This is a genomic window from Bacillus sp. Bvel1 (genome assembly GCF_014872755.1).
GTDB lineage: Bacteria > Bacillota > Bacilli > Bacillales > Bacillaceae > Bacillus > Bacillus velezensis.
The window spans coordinates 715,463-736,711 of sequence record NZ_JAAOBZ010000007.1 but is presented as its reverse complement, the minus strand read 5'-3'; the positions used below and the strand labels follow the sequence as shown (position 1 = coordinate 736,711).

General features: G+C 48.0%; 27 protein-coding genes and 1 other annotated feature. Of the genes, 24 read left to right on the top strand and 3 right to left on the bottom strand.

Annotation, left to right across the window (positions count from 1 at the left end):
• Positions 1-34: 34 nt before the first annotated feature.
• The 11 genes from minC (at position 35) to pheA (ending at position 7,988) form a co-directional block, all read left to right on the top strand.
• Positions 35-715 carry a septum site-determining protein MinC gene (gene minC / locus HAP68_RS12940; protein WP_003152653.1) on the top strand — a complete coding sequence of 227 codons (681 nt, stop codon included), beginning with the start codon at positions 35-37 and terminating at the stop codon, positions 713-715.
• 2 nt (positions 716-717) lie between these two features.
• Entirely contained in the window at positions 718-1,521 is an 804-nt protein-coding gene (gene minD / locus HAP68_RS12935) for a septum site-determining protein MinD (RefSeq protein ID WP_003152655.1), read from the top strand.
• Between the two features lie 127 nt (positions 1,522-1,648).
• Positions 1,649-2,452: a M23 family metallopeptidase gene (locus HAP68_RS12930; protein ID WP_007408168.1), complete on the top strand. Its 804-nt coding sequence runs from the start codon at positions 1,649-1,651 to the stop codon at positions 2,450-2,452.
• Positions 2,445-3,311 (top strand): M50 family metallopeptidase, encoded by an 867-nt coding sequence (locus HAP68_RS12925; protein ID WP_014305510.1) that lies wholly within the window; start codon positions 2,445-2,447, stop codon positions 3,309-3,311. The genes HAP68_RS12930 and HAP68_RS12925 overlap by 8 nt, the downstream gene beginning before the upstream one ends.
• A gap of 58 nt (positions 3,312-3,369) precedes the next feature.
• Positions 3,370-3,443, top strand: a sequence feature (ribosomal protein L21 leader region).
• A 13-nt stretch (positions 3,444-3,456) separates the two neighbouring features.
• Complete coding sequence (rplU, locus tag HAP68_RS12920; RefSeq protein ID WP_003152660.1) at positions 3,457-3,765, top strand: 50S ribosomal protein L21; 309 nt, start codon at positions 3,457-3,459, stop codon at positions 3,763-3,765.
• Positions 3,766-3,767: 2 nt separating this feature from the next.
• On the top strand, positions 3,768-4,109 hold the full coding sequence (locus HAP68_RS12915) for a ribosomal-processing cysteine protease Prp (RefSeq protein WP_024085656.1): 342 nt from the start codon (positions 3,768-3,770) through the stop codon (positions 4,107-4,109).
• A gap of 12 nt (positions 4,110-4,121) precedes the next feature.
• Positions 4,122-4,406, top strand: coding sequence for a 50S ribosomal protein L27 (rpmA, locus tag HAP68_RS12910; RefSeq protein ID WP_003152662.1), 285 nt, complete (start codon positions 4,122-4,124; stop codon positions 4,404-4,406).
• Between the two features lie 317 nt (positions 4,407-4,723).
• On the top strand, positions 4,724-5,302 hold the full coding sequence (locus tag HAP68_RS12905) for a sporulation initiation phosphotransferase B (RefSeq protein ID WP_003152664.1): 579 nt from the start codon (positions 4,724-4,726) through the stop codon (positions 5,300-5,302).
• Positions 5,303-5,333: 31 nt separating this feature from the next.
• Positions 5,334-6,620: a GTPase ObgE gene (gene obgE / locus HAP68_RS12900; RefSeq protein ID WP_003152665.1), complete on the top strand. Its 1,287-nt coding sequence runs from the start codon at positions 5,334-5,336 to the stop codon at positions 6,618-6,620.
• 53 nt (positions 6,621-6,673) lie between these two features.
• Entirely contained in the window at positions 6,674-7,117 is a 444-nt protein-coding gene (gene thrR, locus HAP68_RS12895) for a transcriptional regulator ThrR (RefSeq protein ID WP_003152667.1), read from the top strand.
• A 13-nt stretch (positions 7,118-7,130) separates the two neighbouring features.
• Entirely contained in the window at positions 7,131-7,988 is an 858-nt protein-coding gene (gene pheA, locus HAP68_RS12890; RefSeq protein WP_003152668.1) for a prephenate dehydratase, read from the top strand.
• A 28-nt stretch (positions 7,989-8,016) separates the two neighbouring features.
• Here pheA and HAP68_RS12885 read toward each other — a convergent pair whose 3' ends face one another.
• Together HAP68_RS12885 and HAP68_RS12880 are read right to left on the bottom strand one after the other, a co-directional pair.
• Entirely contained in the window at positions 8,017-8,559 is a 543-nt protein-coding gene (locus HAP68_RS12885; protein ID WP_024085655.1) for a transcription repressor NadR, read from the bottom strand.
• Entirely contained in the window at positions 8,556-9,707 is a 1,152-nt protein-coding gene (locus HAP68_RS12880; RefSeq protein WP_024085654.1) for an IscS subfamily cysteine desulfurase, read from the bottom strand. The genes HAP68_RS12885 and HAP68_RS12880 overlap by 4 nt, the downstream gene beginning before the upstream one ends.
• Before the next feature lie 105 nt (positions 9,708-9,812).
• On the opposite strand from HAP68_RS12880, the gene nadB reads away from it, so the two are divergent.
• From nadB to yajC, 13 genes are all read left to right on the top strand, one after another.
• Complete coding sequence (nadB, locus tag HAP68_RS12875) at positions 9,813-11,378, top strand: L-aspartate oxidase (RefSeq protein ID WP_024085653.1); 1,566 nt, start codon at positions 9,813-9,815, stop codon at positions 11,376-11,378.
• Positions 11,360-12,208, top strand: coding sequence for a carboxylating nicotinate-nucleotide diphosphorylase (nadC, locus tag HAP68_RS12870; protein WP_003152672.1), 849 nt, complete (start codon positions 11,360-11,362; stop codon positions 12,206-12,208). The genes nadB and nadC overlap by 19 nt, the downstream gene beginning before the upstream one ends.
• A 1-nt stretch (position 12,209) precedes the next feature.
• On the top strand, positions 12,210-13,313 hold the full coding sequence (gene nadA / locus HAP68_RS12865; protein WP_024085652.1) for a quinolinate synthase NadA: 1,104 nt from the start codon (positions 12,210-12,212) through the stop codon (positions 13,311-13,313).
• Between the two features lie 126 nt (positions 13,314-13,439).
• A complete protein-coding gene (safA, locus tag HAP68_RS12860) occupies positions 13,440-14,645 on the top strand; it encodes a SafA/ExsA family spore coat assembly protein (RefSeq protein ID WP_014305504.1) in 1,206 nt (401 codons plus the stop codon).
• Positions 14,646-14,792: 147 nt separating this feature from the next.
• The gene (locus tag HAP68_RS12855; RefSeq protein ID WP_003152677.1) at positions 14,793-15,386 is read left to right on the top strand and encodes a YhcN/YlaJ family sporulation lipoprotein; all 594 of its coding nucleotides are present in this window, start codon (positions 14,793-14,795) and stop codon (positions 15,384-15,386) included.
• A 133-nt stretch (positions 15,387-15,519) separates the two neighbouring features.
• On the top strand, positions 15,520-15,639 hold the full coding sequence (locus tag HAP68_RS19810; RefSeq protein ID WP_024085651.1) for a hypothetical protein: 120 nt from the start codon (positions 15,520-15,522) through the stop codon (positions 15,637-15,639).
• Positions 15,640-15,771: 132 nt separating this feature from the next.
• Positions 15,772-16,281, top strand: a complete 510-nt coding sequence (locus HAP68_RS12845) for an intercompartmental signaling factor BofC (RefSeq protein ID WP_012118093.1) — start codon at positions 15,772-15,774, stop codon at positions 16,279-16,281.
• Between the two features lie 134 nt (positions 16,282-16,415).
• Positions 16,416-17,021, top strand: coding sequence for a Holliday junction branch migration protein RuvA (gene ruvA, locus HAP68_RS12840; RefSeq protein WP_003152683.1), 606 nt, complete (start codon positions 16,416-16,418; stop codon positions 17,019-17,021).
• 10 nt (positions 17,022-17,031) lie between these two features.
• Positions 17,032-18,036 carry a Holliday junction branch migration DNA helicase RuvB gene (gene ruvB, locus HAP68_RS12835; RefSeq protein WP_003152685.1) on the top strand — a complete coding sequence of 335 codons (1,005 nt, stop codon included), beginning with the start codon at positions 17,032-17,034 and terminating at the stop codon, positions 18,034-18,036.
• Positions 18,029-18,229, top strand: a complete 201-nt coding sequence (locus HAP68_RS12830) for a DUF2905 domain-containing protein (RefSeq protein WP_015387898.1) — start codon at positions 18,029-18,031, stop codon at positions 18,227-18,229. The genes ruvB and HAP68_RS12830 overlap by 8 nt, the downstream gene beginning before the upstream one ends.
• 25 nt (positions 18,230-18,254) lie before the next feature.
• Positions 18,255-19,283 carry a tRNA preQ1(34) S-adenosylmethionine ribosyltransferase-isomerase QueA gene (gene queA / locus HAP68_RS12825; protein WP_003152692.1) on the top strand — a complete coding sequence of 343 codons (1,029 nt, stop codon included), beginning with the start codon at positions 18,255-18,257 and terminating at the stop codon, positions 19,281-19,283.
• Between the two features lie 27 nt (positions 19,284-19,310).
• The gene (gene tgt / locus HAP68_RS12820) at positions 19,311-20,456 is read left to right on the top strand and encodes a tRNA guanosine(34) transglycosylase Tgt (RefSeq protein WP_014305500.1); all 1,146 of its coding nucleotides are present in this window, start codon (positions 19,311-19,313) and stop codon (positions 20,454-20,456) included.
• 31 nt (positions 20,457-20,487) lie between these two features.
• On the top strand, positions 20,488-20,748 hold the full coding sequence (yajC, locus tag HAP68_RS12815; protein ID WP_003152695.1) for a preprotein translocase subunit YajC: 261 nt from the start codon (positions 20,488-20,490) through the stop codon (positions 20,746-20,748).
• A gap of 51 nt (positions 20,749-20,799) precedes the next feature.
• On the opposite strand, the gene HAP68_RS12810 is transcribed toward yajC, so the two are convergent.
• Positions 20,800-21,186 carry a TIGR04086 family membrane protein gene (locus tag HAP68_RS12810; protein ID WP_003152697.1) on the bottom strand — a complete coding sequence of 129 codons (387 nt, stop codon included), beginning with the start codon at positions 21,184-21,186 and terminating at the stop codon, positions 20,800-20,802.
• Positions 21,187-21,249 lie beyond the last annotated feature (63 nt).

Genomic DNA, 21,249 nt, shown 5'->3' with positions numbered 1-21,249 from the left:
TGACGAAAAGAGTATGTTGTTGAGGTGAACATTGATGAAGACCAAAAAGCAGCAATATGTAACAATAAAAGGAACAAAGAACGGCTTAACATTGCATCTGGATGATGCGTGTTCTTTTGATGAGCTCCTCGATGGTCTTCAAAACATGCTGTCGATTGAACAATATACTGATGGCAAAGGCCAAAAAATCAGTGTTCATATTAAACTCGGGCATCGGTATCTGTATCAGGAGCAGGCAGAGCAGCTGACTGATCTGATCGCGTCAAAGAAAGATTTAGTCGTGCATTCAATTGACAGTGAAGTCATCGCCAAAGAAGAAGCGCAGCGGATGAAAGAGGAGCAGGAAATTGTTTCGGTTTCCAAAATCGTCCGTTCGGGCCAGGTGCTTCACGTGACGGGAGATTTGCTTTTAATCGGAGATGTGAATCCCGGCGGTACGATCAGAGCCGGAGGAAATATATTTGTTCTCGGTTCATTAAAAGGGATTGCCCACGCGGGTTATAACGGAAATAACCGGGCTGTGATCGCCGCATCCGAAATGATGCCGACACAATTGAGGATCAATCACGTGTTAAATCGCTCCCCAGACCACATTCAAAAAGGGAACGACATGGAATGTGCTTATTTAGATACTGACGGAAATATGGTCATTGAACGCCTTCAGCAATTGGCTCATTTAAGACCTGATCTAACAAGGCTTGAGGGAGGAATGTGAAATTGGGTGAGGCTATCGTAATAACTTCGGGAAAAGGCGGAGTAGGTAAAACAACAACATCTGCAAACCTCGGTACCGCCTTAGCCATTTTAGGGAAGCGCGTCTGTTTGGTAGACACAGATATCGGACTGCGCAACCTTGATGTCGTAATGGGTCTTGAAAACAGAATTATTTACGACTTAGTAGATGTAATTGAAGGCAGATGCAAGACGCATCAGGCGCTTGTCAAAGACAAACGTTTTGATGATCTGCTTCATTTAATGCCGGCTGCCCAGACAAGCGACAAGACGGCTGTTGTCCCTGAGCAGATCAAATCGCTTGTGCAGGAGCTTAAGCAGGAATTTGATTATGTCATTATTGATTGTCCGGCCGGAATTGAACAAGGCTATAAAAATGCCGTCTCCGGAGCTGATAAGGCGATTGTTGTGACGACGCCGGAAATATCAGCGGTGCGGGACGCTGACCGCATTATCGGACTTTTGGAGCAGGAAGATATCGAACCGCCGCGCCTTATCGTGAACCGCATCAGAAATCACCTGGTGAAAAACGGTGACACGATGGATGTGGATGAAGTTGTTCATCATCTGTCTATTGATCTCCTCGGAATCGTTGCTGACGATGATGAAGTGATCAGGGCTTCAAATATCGGCGAACCGATTGCCATGAATTCCAAAAACCGTGCCAGCATTGCGTACCGCAATATCGCCCGGCGCATTTTAGGAGAATCCGTTCCTTTGCAGGTGCTTGAAGAGCAGCAAAAAGGGATGATGGCGAAAATCAAGTCATTTTTCGGCGTGCGTTCATAATATATACCAGAATACAAAGATCTGATGAAGCCCAGCTTATCAGGTCTTTTTTGTTTTTTAAGAGCGCATATTTGCAATGGACAAGACATAGGATGTACAAACCCAACGATTGCAAAGGATGATGGCGATGAGTCACAGAGCTGATGAAATTAGAAAAAGACTGGCCAAAAGAAGAAAACAGCGGCCTGAATCAAAACGGACTTTCGTTCAAAACGCTCAAACGCAGAATTTTCCCGCGTGGCAGACGGTCAAGGAGCAGGAAAAGCACAAGCTTCTTCCGGACTACGAATATCAAACGGAACACCCGCCCGAATTTAACGGGCGGCATCCATTGATCAGCGCTCATTCTATTATTTTAAAATGCCTGCTGGCCGCCTGTCTCGTACTGATCTCCGCTATTGCCTATAAAACTGACAAACAGCCGCTGAGTCAGATCAAACCGGCAATCGCACAAACCTTTCAAAAAGAATTTCAGTTTGCTGCCGTAAGCAATTGGTTCGTATCTTCCTTCGGAAACCCGCTTGCTTTTCTTACGCCGGGAACGAAAAAGAAGGACGGTCAGGTGGCGGTCAGTCAGGATATGGCCGTTCCTGCCGCGGGGAAAATCCAGCAGGACTTTCAAAATAACGGAGAGGGCGTCGTCGTCGAAACCGCCAGTGAAGCCATTGACAGCGTAAAAGAAGGCTACATTATGGAAGTGAGCAAAGATAAAAAAACAGGGCTGACGGTGAAGGTGCAGCACGCCGACAATACAAGCAGCATTTACGGCCGGCTGAAAGATGTTAACGTTTCATTGTACGACTTTGTCGATAAAGGGAAAAAGATCGGTTCGATCAAGCTCAACGATAAAAGTAAAGGCCAGTACTATTTCGCGATCCAGGATGGCGATAAATTCATAGATCCGATCCAGGTGATCACATTTGATGAATAAATGGCTCATCCTCCTTTTTAAAATTCATGTCCATCCTTTTCTTTGGATTATTATGGGGCTCGGTCTTATGACGGGGCACATCAAAGCGCTGCTGTGTCTTTTGCTGGTCGTATCCGTTCATGAGCTGGGGCATGCTGCTCTGGCTGTGTTTTTTTCGTGGCGCATTAAACGAATCTTTCTGCTCCCTTTCGGCGGGACGGTTGAGGTGGAGGAGCACGGAAACCGGCCGCTAAAAGAGGAATTCGCGGTCATTTTGGCGGGCCCGCTTCAGCATGTGTGGCTTCAGGCGGCAGCCTGGCTCTTTTTCACGTCAGGCTTTGCAAGTGGGCAGACATTTGAGATGTTTACCTTTTATAATCTCTCCATTCTTTTCATCAATCTTTTGCCGATCTGGCCGCTTGACGGCGGCAAGTTCGTGTTTTTATACTTCTCTAAACAAATGGCTTTTCAAAAAGCGCATCTCCTCAGCCTGCAGACATCGGCCGTTTCCGCGCTTTTGCTCTGCTGCTGGATTGTGCTGGCCGTCCCCCTTCAGGTCAGCGCATGGGTGCTGTTCGTCTTTCTCGCCGCTTCTTTATGGGATGAATACCGGAAGCGGCATTATATTCAGCTGAGGTTTCTTTTGGAGAGATACTACGGCAAAAACCGCGATGTCGCCATGCTGCATCCTTTGACGGTCGCGGCCGATGCCAAAGTAAAGCATGTCATGGCCGAATTCAAACGGGGATGCAAGCACCCCATTATCATTGAAAAAGCCGGCGAAAAGCTCAGCCAGCTCGATGAAAATGAAGTGCTTCATGCGTATTTTGCCGATAAACGGACAGATTCCTCTATGGAAGACCTGCTGCTGCCATACTAGAAATAGATTGACATATCCTTTTGGTTCTGATATATTTTTTAATGTTATGGATGTAGCACCAATGCTACAACCGCTCGGGACAGGTGATAAGAGCTTTAAAGCCCCCTGTTGCTGGCGAGTCTTAGTCTAATAGGAGGTGCAGAGAATGTACGCAATCATTAAAACAGGCGGAAAACAAATCAAAGTTGAAGAAGGTCAAACTGTTTACATCGAAAAACTTGCTGCTGAAGCAGGTGAAACAGTGACGTTTGAAGACGTATTGTTTGTTGGCGGAGACAGCGTGAAAGTCGGCAACCCAACAGTTGCAGGCGCGACAGTTACAGCTAAAGTTGAAAAACAAGGCCGTGCGAAAAAAATCACTGTTTTCCGTTACAAGCCAAAGAAAAATGTTCATAAAAAACAAGGTCATCGTCAGCCTTATACTAAATTGACAATCGAAAAAATCAACGCGTAAGCATGATTGAGGCAACAATTCGAAGATCCCGGAATGACGGGGGCATTTTCTCCTTTGAAATGACGGGACATGCCGATTTTGCTGAACATGGACGAGATCTCGTTTGCGCCGGGGTCACGGCTGTCGTTTTCGGAGCGGTCAATGCGGTTATCGCGCTGGCTCCTCTCGAACCGATTCTTGATATAGGCGAGGACGGGGGTTATTTCTACTTTGAATTCCCTGAAGCCGCTGATCAGGAAGCTTTGCAAAAAGCGCAGCTGCTGATTGAAGGCATGATTGTTTCTCTTGAAACGATCGAGCGGGATTACAGTGAACACTTACGGTTGACTGCAAACCAAATATAGGAGGTGAGTTACATGCTTAGATTAGATCTTCAGTTTTTCGCTTCTAAAAAAGGTGTAGGTTCTACAAAGAACGGACGTGACTCTGAATCTAAACGTTTAGGCGCTAAACGTGCAGACGGTCAATTCGTAACAGGCGGATCTATCCTTTACCGTCAACGCGGAACGAAAATCTACCCAGGTGAAAACGTGGGCCGCGGAGGAGATGACACTCTTTTTGCTAAAATCGACGGAACTGTTAAATTCGAACGTTTCGGCCGTGACCGCAAAAAAGTGAGCGTATATCCTGTAGCTCAATAATGACACAAAAAACTCCGGTCGTTGACTGGAGTTTTTTTTGCAGTAAGCGGAGTAACATCAAGAATGAAAAGCAGAGGATGCGTGAGTGAACCCCGCCTTGAATGAGGACATCAGCTTCTCATACCCACTGGATATGTTCCCCAAGCAGTGATACCAAAAATGTTTCTGCCTGGCATCCGCATTGTATGCGATCCGAAAAAGGAACATGATGAACCAGGAAAAACAAGTGTTTTTTTAACAAAGCCTTCTCTGTTATAATTCATAGTACACACTTATCAAGACTCCTAAAAAGAAATTAAACGATTGGGAGTGCGAAAATGAAGGATGTATCGAAGAAACAAGAAGAACCTGTAAGCGATGCGGCTCTGATCAATGAACTGATCCAATTAATGGGCCATTTCCGTCATGATTGGATGAATAAGCTGCAGCTGATAAAAGGAAACTTAAGTTTGCAGAAGTATGACAGGGTCGTTGAAATAATCGACGAAATGGTCATAGATGCAAAGCACGAGTCAAAGCTCTCAAACCTGAAAACCCCGCACTTGGCGTTTGACTTTCTGACATTTAATTGGAAGTCCCGTTATATGAGGCTCGAATACGAAGTGCTCGGAGAAATTAAAGATTTATCGGCATATGATCAAAAGCTGTCGAACCTGATGAGAAAACTGTTTCATCTGTTCGGTCTGGCGGTAAGCAATGAAAGTGAAAATCATCTGACCGTATCGCTGCAGACGGATCACCCTGACAGACAGCTTATTGTATATCTCGATTTTCATGGAACGATTGCAAATGCAGATGTGTTTGATGAATTTCGCAAATCCCGGTATGAGGACTTTGATGTCATGCAATTTGAGCTGACCGGCCATGAATGTGTGGCCGAAATTGGAATGAACTAGCGGTTTTTTACGGTTTAGAACGGAGGATATTATGTTTGTAGATCAGGTGAAAGTATATGTAAAAGGCGGCGACGGCGGTAACGGAATGGTTGCGTTCCGCCGTGAAAAATATGTGCCGAAAGGCGGGCCTGCCGGCGGTGACGGAGGTAATGGAGGCGACGTCGTTTTTGAGGTTGATGAAGGACTGCGCACGCTCATGGACTTCCGGTACCAGCGCCATTTCAAAGCGATACGCGGCGAGCACGGCATGTCTAAAAACCAGCACGGCAGAAATGCGGACGATATGGTTGTTAAAGTTCCGCCCGGCACAGTCGTAACGGATGACGATACAAAACAGGTCATTGCCGATCTGACAGAGCACGGGCAGCGCGCCGTCATCGCAAAAGGCGGACGCGGCGGACGCGGAAATACCCGCTTTGCGACCCCGGCCAACCCGGCGCCGCAGCTGTCAGAGCACGGAGAGCCCGGAAAAGAGCGCTATATCGTGCTTGAACTGAAAGTGCTTGCAGACGTAGGTCTCGTCGGCTTCCCGAGCGTCGGAAAATCTACGCTTCTGTCTGTCGTTTCATCAGCAAAGCCGAAAATCGCCGATTATCATTTTACGACGCTTGTTCCGAATCTGGGCATGGTGGAAACGGATGACGGAAGAAGCTTCGTCATGGCGGACCTGCCCGGTTTGATTGAAGGAGCGCACGAAGGAGTCGGCTTAGGCCACCAATTTCTCCGCCATATCGAACGGACGCGCGTCATCGTTCACGTCATTGACATGTCAGCGATGGAAGGCCGTGATCCGTATGAGGATTATGTGACCATTAATCAGGAGCTCAGTGAATATAATCTGCGGCTGACGGAGCGTCCGCAAATTATCGTTGCGAATAAAATGGACATGCCCGAAGCGGCTGAAAATCTAAAAGCGTTTAAAGAAAAGCTTCAGGATGACCATCCTGTCTTCCCGATCAGCGCGGTGACGAGAGAAGGACTCCGCGATCTTCTGTTTGAAGTCGCCAACCAGCTGGAAACAACGCCTGAATTCCCGCTGTATGATGAAGAAGAACTGGCGGAAAACCGCGTAATGTACACGATGGAAGATGAAGAAATTCCATTTGACATTACCCGTGATCCGGACGGCGCGTTTGTGCTTTCAGGTGACAGTCTGGAACGTCTCTTTAAAATGACTGACTTCTCCCGTGACGAATCCGTCAAGCGTTTTGCAAGACAGATGCGCGGTATGGGCGTTGATGAAGCGCTCAGAGAACGCGGTGCTAAAGACGGCGATATCATCCGGCTGCTGGAATTTGAATTTGAATTTATTGATTAAAAAGACGGAGAGCTTGCAATGCAGGCTCTCTGATGTAAAAGGGAGGGGTGCAGGTGAAAGAAGAGACATTTTATTTAGTGCGTGAAGACGTTCTGCCTGATGCGATGCGGAAAACCCTTGAAGTCAAAAAGCTGCTCGACAGAAAAAAGGCTGAATCGGTTGCAGATGCCGTGCAGAAAGTTGATTTAAGCAGAAGCGCTTTTTACAAATACCGAGATGCGGTTTTCCCTTTTTACACGATGGTTAAAGAACAAATAATCACACTTTTCTTTCATTTGGAGGATCGGTCAGGCGCGTTATCCCAGCTTTTGCAGGCGGTGGCTGACTCAGGAAGCAACGTGCTTTCCATTCACCAGACGATTCCGCTTCAGGGCAGGGCGAATGTCACGCTCTCAATCAGTACGTCCGCAATGGAAGAAAACATTCATACGTTAATGAATAAAATGAGAAAATTTGATTTTATAGAAAAAGTTGAGATCTTAGGGTCAGGCGCGTAAGGAGAGAAGAGACATGAAAGTCGGTTATTTAGGGCCAGAAGCCACATTTACACATCTAGCAGTCAGTTCCTGCTTTCAAAACAGCGTGACACAAGCACCTTATCAAACAATACCGGCATGCATGGATGCGGCGGTTGCGGGAGAAGTTGATCTTGCATTTGTTCCTTTGGAAAACGCGCTGGAGGGCTCGGTTAACTTAACGATTGACTACTTGATTCATGAGCAGCCTCTTGCGATCGTGGGGGAAATGACGCTGCCGATTCACCAGCATCTGCTCGTTCACCCTTCGAGAGAAAATGAGTGGAAAAAGCTTGAGAAAATTTATTCTCATTCCCATGCGATTGCGCAATGTCACAAATTTCTTCACCGGCATTTTTCGTCCGTTCCTTATGAGTATGCGAAGTCAACAGGTGCGGCTGCCAAGTATGTCAGTGAGCATTCGGACCTTCCGATCGGCGTGATTGCAAATGAAATGGCGGCCGCTACATACGGATTGAGCATCGTGAAGCGGGATATTCAGGATTATCAGGACAACCACACGAGATTTGTCATTCTTTCGCCTGAAAAAGACGTCTCATTCGAAGTGAATGCGAAACTGTCTTCACGGCCGAAAACGACGATGATGGTAACGCTTCCCCAAGATGACCAATCAGGCGCGCTGCACAGGGTGCTGTCCGCTTTTTCATGGAGAAACCTGAATTTATCAAAGATCGAATCGCGCCCGACCAAAACAGGTCTCGGCAACTATTTCTTTATTATTGATATTGAACAGGCGATGGATCAGGTTCTCATTCCCGGTGCCGTTCAAGAGATGGAAGCCCTCGGCTGCCGGGTCAAGCTTCTGGGAACATATCAATCCTATTCGATATAAAAAAAGCTCCCCTTCAGGGGGCTTTTTTTTAATCTTTTATTAAAATACCCGCGTCGTCCAGCGCTTGGCAGGCTTGGTCAATCCGCTCTTTTGTCGGGGCGCTTAACGTATGGAGATGCACGCCTCCGGTCAGCTGTGAAAGGTAAGCGGCATTTGTCGAGTTAATGTGATCCATGAATTGTTTGACTTCTTTCCGTGTGCTGACTCTTATGGCGGCGGTTAAATCGCCGTATACGGGGTGTTCAATAATGACGTCCTTTATGGTGACGCCTTCATCGACAATGAGTTCAAGCTCTTCTTCCGTCCGCTCCGGGCCGTGCAGACAGGCGACAATCCGTTCGGCGTTTTTTTCGCTGCCGGCATTCATGCTGATGTATAAATAGCCTTGGCTCGTCGCGATAATCGGTTCGCTTTTTGCTTTCAAGAGCGATATGTCCTGCACGATCACCTGTCTTGAAACATTTGCTTTTTTGGCCAATTCGCCTCCTGTTAATGGCGAGCCGGCTTCTTTCAGCCAATGAAGCAGCATGTCGCGTCTTTTCGACCCAGTAAGCTTCGTTCCTTCTGTCAAATTGCTGATTCTCCTTTCTTTTGCTCCCACAGCGCCGTAAATGTATGTATCAGCATATCGAGCTGTTCACATGTTGTTTCGTTTCCGAATGAGATCCGGAAAAACTGCCGTGCTTCCCGTTCGGTTTTTCTCAGCGCCTTCATAGCTGAAGAAGGGCCGTGGCTGCCGGCGGAACATGCACTCCCGGTTGAGATGCAAATATCGTTACGATTACATTCTAACATAATATATTGTCCTTCAAAGGAGTGAAAAAAACACCCGACAATGTGGGGCAGGCATTCACCGTCGGTTTCTTTCTCTGAAAATGAAATGGGGAGGCCTTGACGCCTAATTTGGTCATACAAATAATTCCTCAGCCTGTCAGCATGCTCACGGTGTTCCTCCATATGTTTCACTGCATACTCCGCAGCAGCGGTAAAAGCGCCGATGGCCGGCACATTCACCGTACCGGGCCTGAACCCGTTTTCATGCACGGTATGCGGATAAACCGGATTCCAGCTGACACCGGGCCGAATGTAAACAGCCCCGGTGCCTTTCGGGCCGTATACTTTATGACCGGAGACGGAAAGGGCGTCGATTCCCGCCTGATCCGCATCAATCGGCAGTTTGCCGAAACTTTGAACACAATCGCAATGCAGTAAAATGTTTCTCTGGTGAAGAAAAGCGGCCAGACGATTCACAGGCTGGATGAGGCCGGTTTCTGAATTGGTGTGCTGTATGGAAACGAGCCCCGTGTCAGGACGGATATGAGCCGCCAGTATGTCCTCGGTTATAAGGCCGTTTTCGTCGGGATACATGATGGTGACATCAATTCCCCGGTCAGCCAAAAACGCCGCGGCATTATGGATCGAGTGGTGTTCCATTGCGGTTGTAATAAAATGTTTTTTATGATCGGGCAGACCGTACAGCAATGATTGGACGGCCAAGATGTTCGCTTCCGTTCCGCCGCTTGTAAAGTAAATGCCGTCTGCCGCTCCGCCGATCAATTTTCCTGCAGAATGTCTGCAATATTCCAGCACGTCCGCCGCTCTTCCTCCGGCGTCATGAAGGCTGCTTGCATTGCCGTATACCTCTGTGCTGAGATGCTGAAAGACTTTCGCGGCTTCTTTGCTTAAAGGCGTTCCCGCCGCGTAATCAAGATAAATCATACAGCCCGTCTCCTATCCGTTTATGTTAAAAAAAGCTTGAGTTTATTTTATCGTTGTGTAAATATAGGTGTCAAGACAGGTGTAAATATAATGGGAGGGTGATGTATGTCTGAAAAAACAATTATCGTCATTGGTACGGGGACGGCGGCCCTTGCCTGTGCTTCCTCATTTCCTCCATCATACCAAGTAACCGTCATCACAAAGAGAAACGTAACGAACAGCAATTCGCATTATGCTCAAGGCGGGATTGCTGTTTCATACGCAAAAGATGACTCGATAGAATCCCATGTGAACGATACACTGTATGCGGGATGCGGACACAATGACGTGACAGCCGTGCGGCATTTGCTGCAAAGCGGACAGAGCATGATAAACAGTCTGATAGAAGGCCATTTCCCTTTTGATACGAAGTCGGACGGAACGTTTTGTCTCGGCAGGGAAGGCGCTCATTCCAAAAGGAGGATTCTGCACGCCGGGGGAGATGCGACCGGACGGATGCTGGTTGAGTTTCTGGTTCGGCAGCTGAGGGACGGCATTCGGATCATTGAACACGAGACGGTTGTTGATCTGCTGATTGAACACGGGCGATGCGCAGGCGTTGCCGTAAAGGATGCTTCAGGCGCCGTTTCTTACAGAAGAGCGGATTGTGTAGTGCTTGCTTCAGGCGGCTGCGGCAGTCTGTACCAATATCACACAAATGATTCCGCCATAACGGGAGACGGCATCGCTCTTGCCTTCCGCGCGGGAGCTGAGATCACGGATATGGAGTTCACCCAGTTCCACCCGACCCTCCTTGTGAAAAACGGGACTGTTTACGGTCTGATTTCTGAAGCAGTGAGAGGAGAAGGCGGATATTTAGCGGATCGCTTCGGGCGCAGGATCATGGCTGGCAGACACGCGCTTGAAGATTTGGCGCCCCGGGATGTGGTTTCACGGGCGATTTATGAAGAAATGATGAAAGAAAATCCTGTTTTTATAAATTGCAGCCGAATAGCCGATTTTAACAAACGTTTTCCGACCATAACAGAAATTTGTCAAACAGCCGGCGTTGATCTTGAAAGCGGGATCCCCATAGCACCCGGAATGCATTTTTTAATGGGCGGAGTAAAAGCCGATACATGGGGGAAAACGTCCGTGCCTGATTTGTACGCCATAGGCGAGACCGCCTGCACAGGCTTGCACGGGGCGAACCGCCTTGCGAGCAACTCACTGCTGGAAGCGCTGGCAAGCGGGCAACGATGTGCTGAACATATCATTCAAACACCGTTAAACGGAAGATATAAAAAAAACCCGAAGAAAACTGATGTCATCTTACAAGTGCCGGAGACAACGCTTCATGTGCTTCAAGCCAAAATGACAACCGGAGCGGGTATCGTGAGGGAAAAAGAAAACCTGCAGGCGCTGGCATCCTGGCTTAACAACGTATCTGTGCGTCATATAAATGTGAAGGATATCACAATGGAACAAGCCGAGCTATCCTGCCTATGGAAGACTGCGCAATTTGTTGTCACCTCAGCCCTTATTCGGGAAGAAAGCAGAGGCGCTCATTTTCGCACTGATTTTCCCGGGACGGAGAAAGATTGGCACGGAAAACAAATCATTCATTCAACATCTGGAACGGTTATCAGAAAAAACGAAAGGATTGGGGAACTATGGACATTCTGCAGCTGAAACAAATGCTGACTCATTTTTTTCAGGAAGATATCGGAACGGGTGATGCGACGTCACAAGCGATTTTTTCTGATCAGCAATGTAAAGCGCGGATCATCGCAAAAACAGACGGCGTGTTTGCCGGAGAAGACGTTATCCGTGAAGGATGGAAGCTTTTACACGATGATATCCGCATCCGCCCTCTGAAAAAAGACGGAGAACGGATGAAAAAAGGAGACGTGCTCGCTGAAATGGAAGGCCGGGCGGCAGCTCTTCTTACGGGAGAGCGGGTCATTCTGAATCTCATACAAAGAATGTCAGGCATTGCGACAATGACGGACGAGGCTAAAAGGCGTCTTGATGATCCGTCCATCAAGCTTTGTGATACGAGAAAAACGACACCGGGGCTCAGAATGCTGGAAAAATACGCCGTTCGGGTCGGAGGCGGCTTTAATCATCGCTTCGGCTTATATGACGGCATCATGATTAAAGATAATCATATTGCCGCCTGCGGATCGATAAAGGCGGCCGTGGAGCGGGCAAGAAAAACGGCGGGGCAGATGCTTGCGGTGGAAGTCGAGATCGAATCCGAACAGCAGCTGCTCGAGGCAATTGAAGCGGGCGCAGACATTATTATGTTTGACAACTGTCCGCCTGAGTCCGTCCGGCGTTTTGCAGGCATGACACCGGGCCATATCAAAACGGAAGCATCCGGAGGCATAACGCTCGACACATTGCCCGCTTATAAAGGAACGGGCGTCCAATATATTTCACTCGGATTTCTGACTCATTCAGTAAAAAGCGCCGACATCAGCATGGATGTTGAGGCTGCGGAACAGGGGGATTTTTAAGATGTCTATTTTTGACGTGTTAACTGCATCAGCCGAAATGATGCCGAGCCATTATAAAGACATGAGCACCGGAGAAATGGAAAAGCGTGTCGCCGCCATTAAACGGGATTTCGGAAAGCGCCTGTTCATTCCGGGGCATCACTATCAAAAAGACGAAGTGATACAATTCGCCGATACGGCAGGTGACTCCCTGCAGCTTGCTCAAGTGGCTGAAAAAAATAAAGAGGCGGAATATATTGTGTTTTGCGGCGTGCATTTTATGGCGGAAACCGCTGATATGCTGACTGATGATAACCAAACCGTCATATTGCCCGACATGCGCGCCGGATGCTCGATGGCTGATATGGCAGATATTCAGCAGACGGACAAAGCATGGCAAGAGCTTCAAGAACTGTACGGTAACACCATCATTCCGTTAACATATGTTAACTCGACGGCGGAAATTAAAGCATTCGTCGGTCGGCACGGTGGAGCGACCGTCACCTCTTCGAATGCCCGGAGTGTGCTGAAATGGGCTTTTAAACAAAAAGAAAGAATTTTATTTTTGCCGGATCAGCATTTAGGCAGAAATACAGCCTATGACCTCGGCATTCCGCTGACAGAAATGGCTGTATGGGACCCGGGGCAGAATCGATTGCTTACTGACCATCCGGAAAACATTAAAGTCATCCTTTGGAAAGGACATTGCTCCGTACACGAAAAGTTTACAGCGGAAAATATTTCTCAGCTGCGGCAGCGGGATTCCGGCATCCGCATTATCGTTCATCCGGAATGTTCGCGGGAAGTGGTCTCGCTCAGTGACGACAGCGGGTCTACCAAATATATTATTGATACGATTGAACAGGCTGAACCGGGAAGCAAGTGGGCGATCGGCACGGAAATGAATCTTGTTCAGCGCCTCATTCACTCGCACCCGGATAAACAGATTGAATCATTGAATCCCGATATGTGTCCGTGTCTGACAATGAACAGAATCGACCTGCCGCATTTATTGTGGTCGCTTGAGCAGCTTGAAAAAGGCGAGCCGAAGGGTGTCATTAAAGTTCCGGAAGCGGTTCGGACAGAAGCGCTTCGTGCTTTGAACAGAATGCTGAGTCATACGTAATCATAAAAATTTCCCCTCCTTCCCAAATTTTTTATCATCATGCCCAGTCCACCGGCATATAGTGTGAAGAAACGTATTGTAATGACAAATGTACCGTTCACGTTTTGTGCATAGGAGGGGAAAACGTTGAAAATTCATATCGTTCAAAAAGGCGATTCGCTCTGGAAAATAGCTGAAAAATACGGAGTTGATCTTGAAGAGTTAAAAAAACTGAATCATCAGCTTAGCAATCCAGACTTAATTATGCCTGGAATGAAGATAAAGGTGCCTTCAGAAGCCGTTCCGGTCAGAAAAGAACCCAAGGCCGGCTTCGGAACGTCTGCGCATAAGCATGAGCATCCATATGCCAAAGAAAAACCGAAATCAGTTGTGGACATTGAAGACACCATACCGGAAGAACCGAAGCCGTCAATTCCGTATGTGCCGCCAATCCCTGAAAAGCATGAAAATGTGCTGCCGGAAGCTGATATGAACCAATATTATCCGTCCAATCAGCTGTTTCAGCCGTGGTCGCCTCCTAAGCCGGAGGAACCGGTGACACATTTTGTCGAGCCGAAAGAAAAAGAGCATGACAATAACATTCCACAACAGGAGGAAATGATCAACATGGAAAACGCGAATTACCCGAATATGCCGAAGGCGCCTGAAGCCGGAAAGATGGAAGAAGAAAACGCCGCTTATCATCTGCCGAACATGCCAAACATTCCGAATGTCCCGTTTCCGAATATGCCGGCCGTTGAACCGCCTTTTATGCATTACCCGATGCCGTGCATGCCTTGTCCTTGTCCGGTTCCGGTGACACCGATGCTGCCGGGTTCGGGACTATGCCATCCGTGCTTCCCGGTAGGCGGAGGTTTTGGCGGTTTTGGAGGAGGTTATGGAGGCTTTCCGGTAATGCCGATGCCGTTACCGTACGGATTCCATCATCACGGATTCCATCATCCGGGATTTGGGCCGCAAGCGGGTTACGGTGAATATGAAAACCAGGCCCATGAAAATGCAGAGCATTATGATGGTTCTGGATCCGGTTTCGGCGGTGCTCCGTACGGTCAAATGCCGTATTACGGAGGATATTCGTCACATTACGCAAACGCGCCTCATCATGATGGGAAATTTAAGGATGATGATTGCGGCTGCCATGATTCACATCACCACCACCATCATCACCACGGTTCACATCACCATCACGCAAATATGCCTGTGCAGCCGTATCCGAATGTGGGTGCAAACGCCGGATATTTTATGCCTTACGGCGGAGCAAATCCTAATGCCGCACCGAATCAGCCGAGTCCAAATCAAGTATTCGGACGGCCGGAGGAAGAAGAAGATTAATGTTTCGGGACGATGTATGTCGTTCCTTTTTTTATGTCCAACTGAGGAATGGACATAACTGACAAGCTTAAACCCGCCGTCGGCCGCACATCCTAAACATGAGCGGAAAACGCTCAAACAGCGATGAATCCACGGGGGGTTTTTCCATTGGGTAAAAAACTGATGACGATCGCAGGCGTTTTAGCCGTGACGGCAAGCTTAACGGCATGCGGAGCAAATAATGCCATGAATGACGGACGCTACAATCAGTCAACACGTCCGGTCGGATATTATTCGAATGATAATGATAACGGCAGACGCCAGTACGGAATGGACCATCAAGGACCCGTTTCTGAAATGATGGAAAACCGAAACGGCCGTCATAATACGACAAACGTGTCTGACCAGTATGCGCCTAATGACGGGGTTCCGTTAACGACGGACGGCACATATAACGGCCGAAATGTCAATACGCCGCCGGCAGCTATGTCTTATAATGGGTATGACAACGCCGAAAACATCAGGCTGGCGGCAAAAGTTGCAAACCGCGTGAAAAAAGTAAAAGGCGTACAGGATAGTCAGGTCATCGTGACTGACACGAGAGTCGTCATTGCCGTCAGAACAAATCATCCTTTTACGAAAAATGATGATAAACATGTCAAACATGCGGCCAAAAGATTTGCGGACGGCCGTACAATTCAAGTGTTTACCGACAACGCTACTTTTACAAAGCTGCAAGACATGAACAGAAACAGCCGTTAAACGGGACTGCCGGATGATTTCATCCGGCAGTATTTTTATGGATAAAGCTTCATCATTTCTTTACATATTCTTAAAACGCTCTTTATGTTGCGGTGTTAACATAAAAGTAATAAAACATAACGGAGGGGCCGGAATGAAAAAAACGGAGCATGACAAAAGCCGCGGAGAAAAAACTGTGTATCTGACCGTAAGGGGATACCGGCTCAAACTGACGTCCGGACAAATGAAACTGATTTCAGCCGGCCGGGCATAATCATCGGGGCAGCCTTCATAATAGAGGCTGCTTTTTTTCGGCTGAAACAGACAAATGAAAGAAAACGGTTAAGCACCGGCATCTTTGGTCAAACTAGCATCAAGAGTTTGATTGAATAAAGAGGTGTTATTGGTGAAACGAATTTGCGGTGCTCGTCTATTGTTTATGCTTATCTTATCGGCTGCAGTCCTGATTTGCGGAGGAAAAGGCGCATACGGGGCGGAGGTTGAGCATTACGGGCCGCTTCGGGTGCACGTCCAGCTGGAAAAGGTCTATCTGGACGGTGATGTCGGCATCGAACATACGGATGAAACCGTTTTGGCGATGGAGGATTTTTGGGCCGCATATGCGGGCTGGACGCTCGTTGAGCAGAAAAAAGGCTTCGTTCTTTTCCGTAAGCATGTTGATGACATTTCTCCGCTCAGTAAGGTTAACGGTTATATCGGCGTCACGGACGGAGGCGTCATCTCCACTTTTCACGGCCGTCCCGGATCGCTGGCCGAGCCGATCCAATCTTTCTTCCAGATTGATATAGAAAGGCTGGAAAGCCGATTGCAAAAGCACTTGGAACACGGCATACCGTACAGGACAAAAGCGGAGTTTGAGAGCGTGATCGATCATATTAAGACTTACAGCGGATGACTTTGACGCAAGACATGTGACACATGTCTTTTTTTTCTGAATGGAAGATGTCAAAGCGAACATACGTTAACTTTTCTATAAGACTTTGGCTGTTTTTGTGTTACAATGATAAGCAGTCAAAGAGGTGAATAGGTGTGATTGAATTCGTGAAGGGGACGATTGATTATGTATCTCCCCAATACATCGTGATTGAAAACGGCGGAATCGGCTATCAGGTCTTTACTCCGAATCCGTTTATTTATAAGGTAAGCAATCAAGAAACCATTTTTACGTATCATCATATAAAAGAAGATGCCTTTTCTTTGTACGGTTTTTCAACCCGGGAAGAAAAAGCGCTTTTCACAAAGCTGCTGAACGTCACCGGCATCGGGCCGAAAGGGGCGCTCGCCATCCTCGGTTCCGGTGACCCCGGAGCCGTCATCGAAGCGATCGAACAGGAAGATGAAGCCTTTTTGGTGAAATTTCCGGGTGTGGGCAAAAAAACGGCGCGGCAGATTATTCTTGATTTGAAAGGCAAACTGGCCGACGTCGTGCCTGAAATGATTGACAACCTGTTCAATCATGAAGCGCGCATTGAAAAACAAGAGGCTGAAACGGCGCTTGACGAGGCGCTTGAAGCGCTTAGGGTTCTCGGCTACGCCGAAAAAGAAATTAAAAAAGTGCTTCCTCACTTAAAAGAGGAAACGGCGCTTTCAACAGATCAATATGTGAAAAAAGCATTGCAAAAATTATTAAAGTAAGGTGATGTTCATGGATGAACGGCTCGTTTCAAGTGAAGCAGACAGCCATGAATCAATAATCGAGCAAAGCCTCAGGCCGCAGAATCTCGCCCAGTATATCGGCCAAAAGAAGGTGAAAGAAAATCTGCGCGTGTTTATCGATGCGGCGAAAATGAGGCAGGAAACGCTGGACCACGTTCTTTTATATGGGCCTCCGGGTCTCGGGAAAACAACGCTTGCGTCTATCGTGGCCAATGAGATGGGGGTGGAGATGCGGACGACGTCAGGTCCCGCCATCGAAAGACCGGGAGATTTGGCAGCCATTTTGACGGCGCTCGAACCAGGGGATGTGCTGTTTATTGACGAAATTCACAGGCTGAACCGCTCAATTGAGGAAGTGCTGTACCCGGCGATGGAGGATTTCTGCCTTGATATCGTCATTGGAAAAGGCCCGTCCGCCCGCTCCGTCCGTCTCGATCTTCCCCCTTTTACGCTTGTAGGAGCGACGACAAGGGTCGGATTATTGACCGCACCGCTCAGAGACCGGTTCGGGGTGCTGTCGCGCCTTGAATACTATACGCAGGAAGAGCTGACAGATATCGTGTCAAGAACGGCGGACGTTTTTGAAGTGGATATCGAAGAAGCTCCGGCTCTGGAGATCGCCAGACGGTCAAGGGGAACGCCGCGGGTTGCAAACCGGCTTCTCAGAAGGGTGAGGGATTTTGCCCAGGTGCTCGGCGACAGCCGCATCACGGAAGAAATCGCTCACGACGCGCTCGAACGTCTTCAAGTCGATGCGCTCGGCCTTGACCATATCGACCATAAGCTGCTGATGGGCATGATCGAAAAATTCAGCGGCGGTCCCGTCGGCCTTGATACGATTTCCGCGACAATCGGCGAAGAACCGCATACAATAGAGGATGTGTACGAACCGTATCTGCTGCAGATCGGATTTCTCCAGAGGACGCCGAGGGGACGGGTCGTGACTCCGGCTGTGTATGAACATTTTCGATTGGAGGCGCCCGCCCGTGACTGACTTTCCGAAGGTTCTCATGTTTCTCGGTGCCGTTTTGCTTATTGCCGGCGCAGTCTGGCACTTTGTCGGAAGGCTGCCCGGAGATATTTTCGTTAAGAAGGGAAATGTTACATTTTTCTTTCCCGTTGTCACTTGTATTGTGATCAGTGTGATACTATCCATTCTGCTTAATTTTTTCGGCAGAATGAAATAACAATAGACAGAATAAAGGTGAAATGATGAAAGTCGATTTATTTGATTTTGAACTGCCTGAACGCCTCATTGCCCAAGTGCCGCTGAAAGAACGTGACGCATCGCGGCTGATGGTGCTCGACAAACAGACGGGCGGGCTGACGGACAGTTCATTTAAAGAGATTGTAAGCTTTTTTAATGAAGGGGATTGTCTCGTCTTGAACAATACCCGTGTGCTGCCTGCAAGATTATTCGGCACAAAAGAAGATACGGGAGCGAAAGTGGAGCTTCTGTTATTAAAACAGGAAGAAAATGATACATGGGAAACGCTCGTAAAGCCGGCGAAACGCGTAAAAAAAGGAACGGTCCTGACATTTGGCGACGGCCGGCTGACAGCGGTCTGCACGGAGGAGCTTGATCACGGAGGCAGAAAAATAGAATTCCGGTATGACGGGATTTTTTACGAAGTGCTTGAATCACTCGGTGAAATGCCGCTGCCTCCTTATATTAAAGAGCAGCTTGATGATAAAGAACGGTATCAGACCGTCTTTTCAAAAGAAATCGGATCTGCCGCAGCTCCGACGGCCGGACTTCATTTTACGGAAGAGATTCTGGACGAGCTGAAGCAAAAGGGTGTGCGGATTGAATTTATCACACTTCATGTGGGACTCGGCACATTCCGCCCGGTCAGTGCGGATGATGTGGAAGAGCATAACATGCACGCGGAATTTTATGAAATGACGGAAGAAACCGCCGCCTCTTTAAACGAGGTCAGAAAGGCGGGAGGGCGCATCGTGTCGGTCGGGACGACATCAACGCGCACCCTGGAAACCATTGCCGGCGAGCATGACGGCGTATTTACCGCTTCAAGCGGCTGGACGTCCATCTTCATTTATCCGGGATATGAATTTAAAGCGATTGACGGCATGATCACCAATTTTCATCTGCCGAAATCTTCCCTTATCATGCTCGTTTCTGCGCTTGCCGGCAGAGAGCATGTTCTTTCCGCCTACCGTCATGCGGTAGAGGAGGAATACCGTTTCTTCAGCTTTGGCGACGCCATGCTGATTATCTAATTTGAATGACAGGAGGCCTCATACAAAGTGGCTGAACAACCGATACGTTATGAGTTTATAAAGGAATGCAAACAAACGGGAGCGCGGCTGGGCAGAGTTCATACGCCCCACGGCTCCTTTGAGACGCCTGTATTTATGCCGGTCGGCACGCTTGCTACGGTAAAGACGATGTCTCCGGATGAGCTGAAATCTATGGATGCGGGCATTATTTTAAGCAATACGTACCATTTATGGCTCCGCCCGGGACACGACATTGTAAAAGAAGCGGGCGGGCTTCATAAGTTTATGAACTGGGACCGCGCGATTTTAACAGATTCCGGCGGTTTTCAGGTCTTTTCATTGAGCAAGTTTCGTAATATAGAAGAAGAAGGCGTTCATTTCCGCAATCACTTAAACGGAGACAAGCTGTTTTTATCTCCGGAAAAAGCGATGGAAATTCAAAACGCCCTCGGCTCTGATATCATGATGGCGTTTGATGAGTGTCCGCCGTATCCGGCAGAGTATGATTACATGAAACGCTCTGTGGAACGGACCAGCCGCTGGGCGGAACGCTGCCTGGAGGCGCACGGGCGCTCAGATGAGCAGGGGCTGTTCGGAATCGTACAGGGCGGAGAATACGAAGACCTGCGGACACAAAGTGCAAAAGACTTGGTTTCGCTTGATTTTCCGGGGTATGCCATAGGCGGATTATCTGTCGGCGAGCCGAAGCACGTCATGAACCGAGTGCTTGAGTTTACAACCCCGCTTTTACCGAAGGACAAGCCGAGATATTTAATGGGTGTGGGTTCACCGGATGCCTTAATTGACGGCGCCATCCGCGGCGTGGATATGTTTGACTGCGTACTGCCGACCCGGATTGCCCGAAACGGCACGGTGTTTACGAATGAAGGGCGTCTGAATATGAAAAACGCCAAATATGAGCGTGATTTCCGTCCGATTGACGAAGAGTGCAGCTGCCATACATGCCAAAATTACTCCCGCGCTTACATCAGACATTTGATCCGCTGTAATGAAACGTTTGGAATTCGATTAACAACTTACCATAACCTTCATTTTCTGTTACACTTAATGGAGCAGGTCAGACAAGCCATCCGGGAGGATCGTCTTGGTGATTTCCGAGAAGAGTTCTTTGAGCGTTACGGCTATAATAAGCCAAATGCGAAAAGCTTCTAAAATAAAACCATTCTTGAAAGGAGGGAAACAGATGGGTACTTTAGGCACAATCGTTCCTATTATTTTAATGTTTGCAGTGCTTTATTTCCTGCTCATCCGTCCGCAGCAAAAGCAGCAGAAGGCCGTACGCCAGATGCAGGAAGAGCTGAAAAAAGGGGATTCAGTGGTGACAATCGGAGGATTGCACGGCACTGTTGATTCAATTGATGAAAGCAAGGTCGTCATTAAAACAGGTGATAACACCCGTTTAACATTTGACCGCCGCGCAATCAGAGAAGCTTCCGCTGAATAACAGCGAAGCTCATACATACAAAAAAAGAGCGGAGAATCCGCTCTTTTTTTATTACGCTGATCTGCTTCCTTTCAAATTCACTCCGAAAATGCCGCCCAGCATACTGACTCCCAAAAAGCCGAGATGAAACAAAAGCTGACCGGATGTAAACGTTTTTCCGAACCCTAAATATTGAAACAGCAAGATGATTAATGAAAAACAGACGGCGGTTAACGCTCCGATCATCCAGCCTTTTTCCTTCGCTTTGCCGCCCGATATAAAACCTCCCGCAAATAAAGAAAGAAAAGAAAGCGCGGTGATCAGCCAGCTGAAAGATGATTCTTCCATTGAGGTGACTGTCAGTAAAAGCGAAATCGCCAAACTTGTAAGAAGCATCACCGCAAAAATAGCCACTAAGCCGTACAAGACGCCTCTTCCCACTTGTTTCGTTTCTTCCATTTTTATCTCCTCTCCGCTCTGCGGCCTGATATATGACAAGCCGGAGCCCGTCTTTTTCTAAAT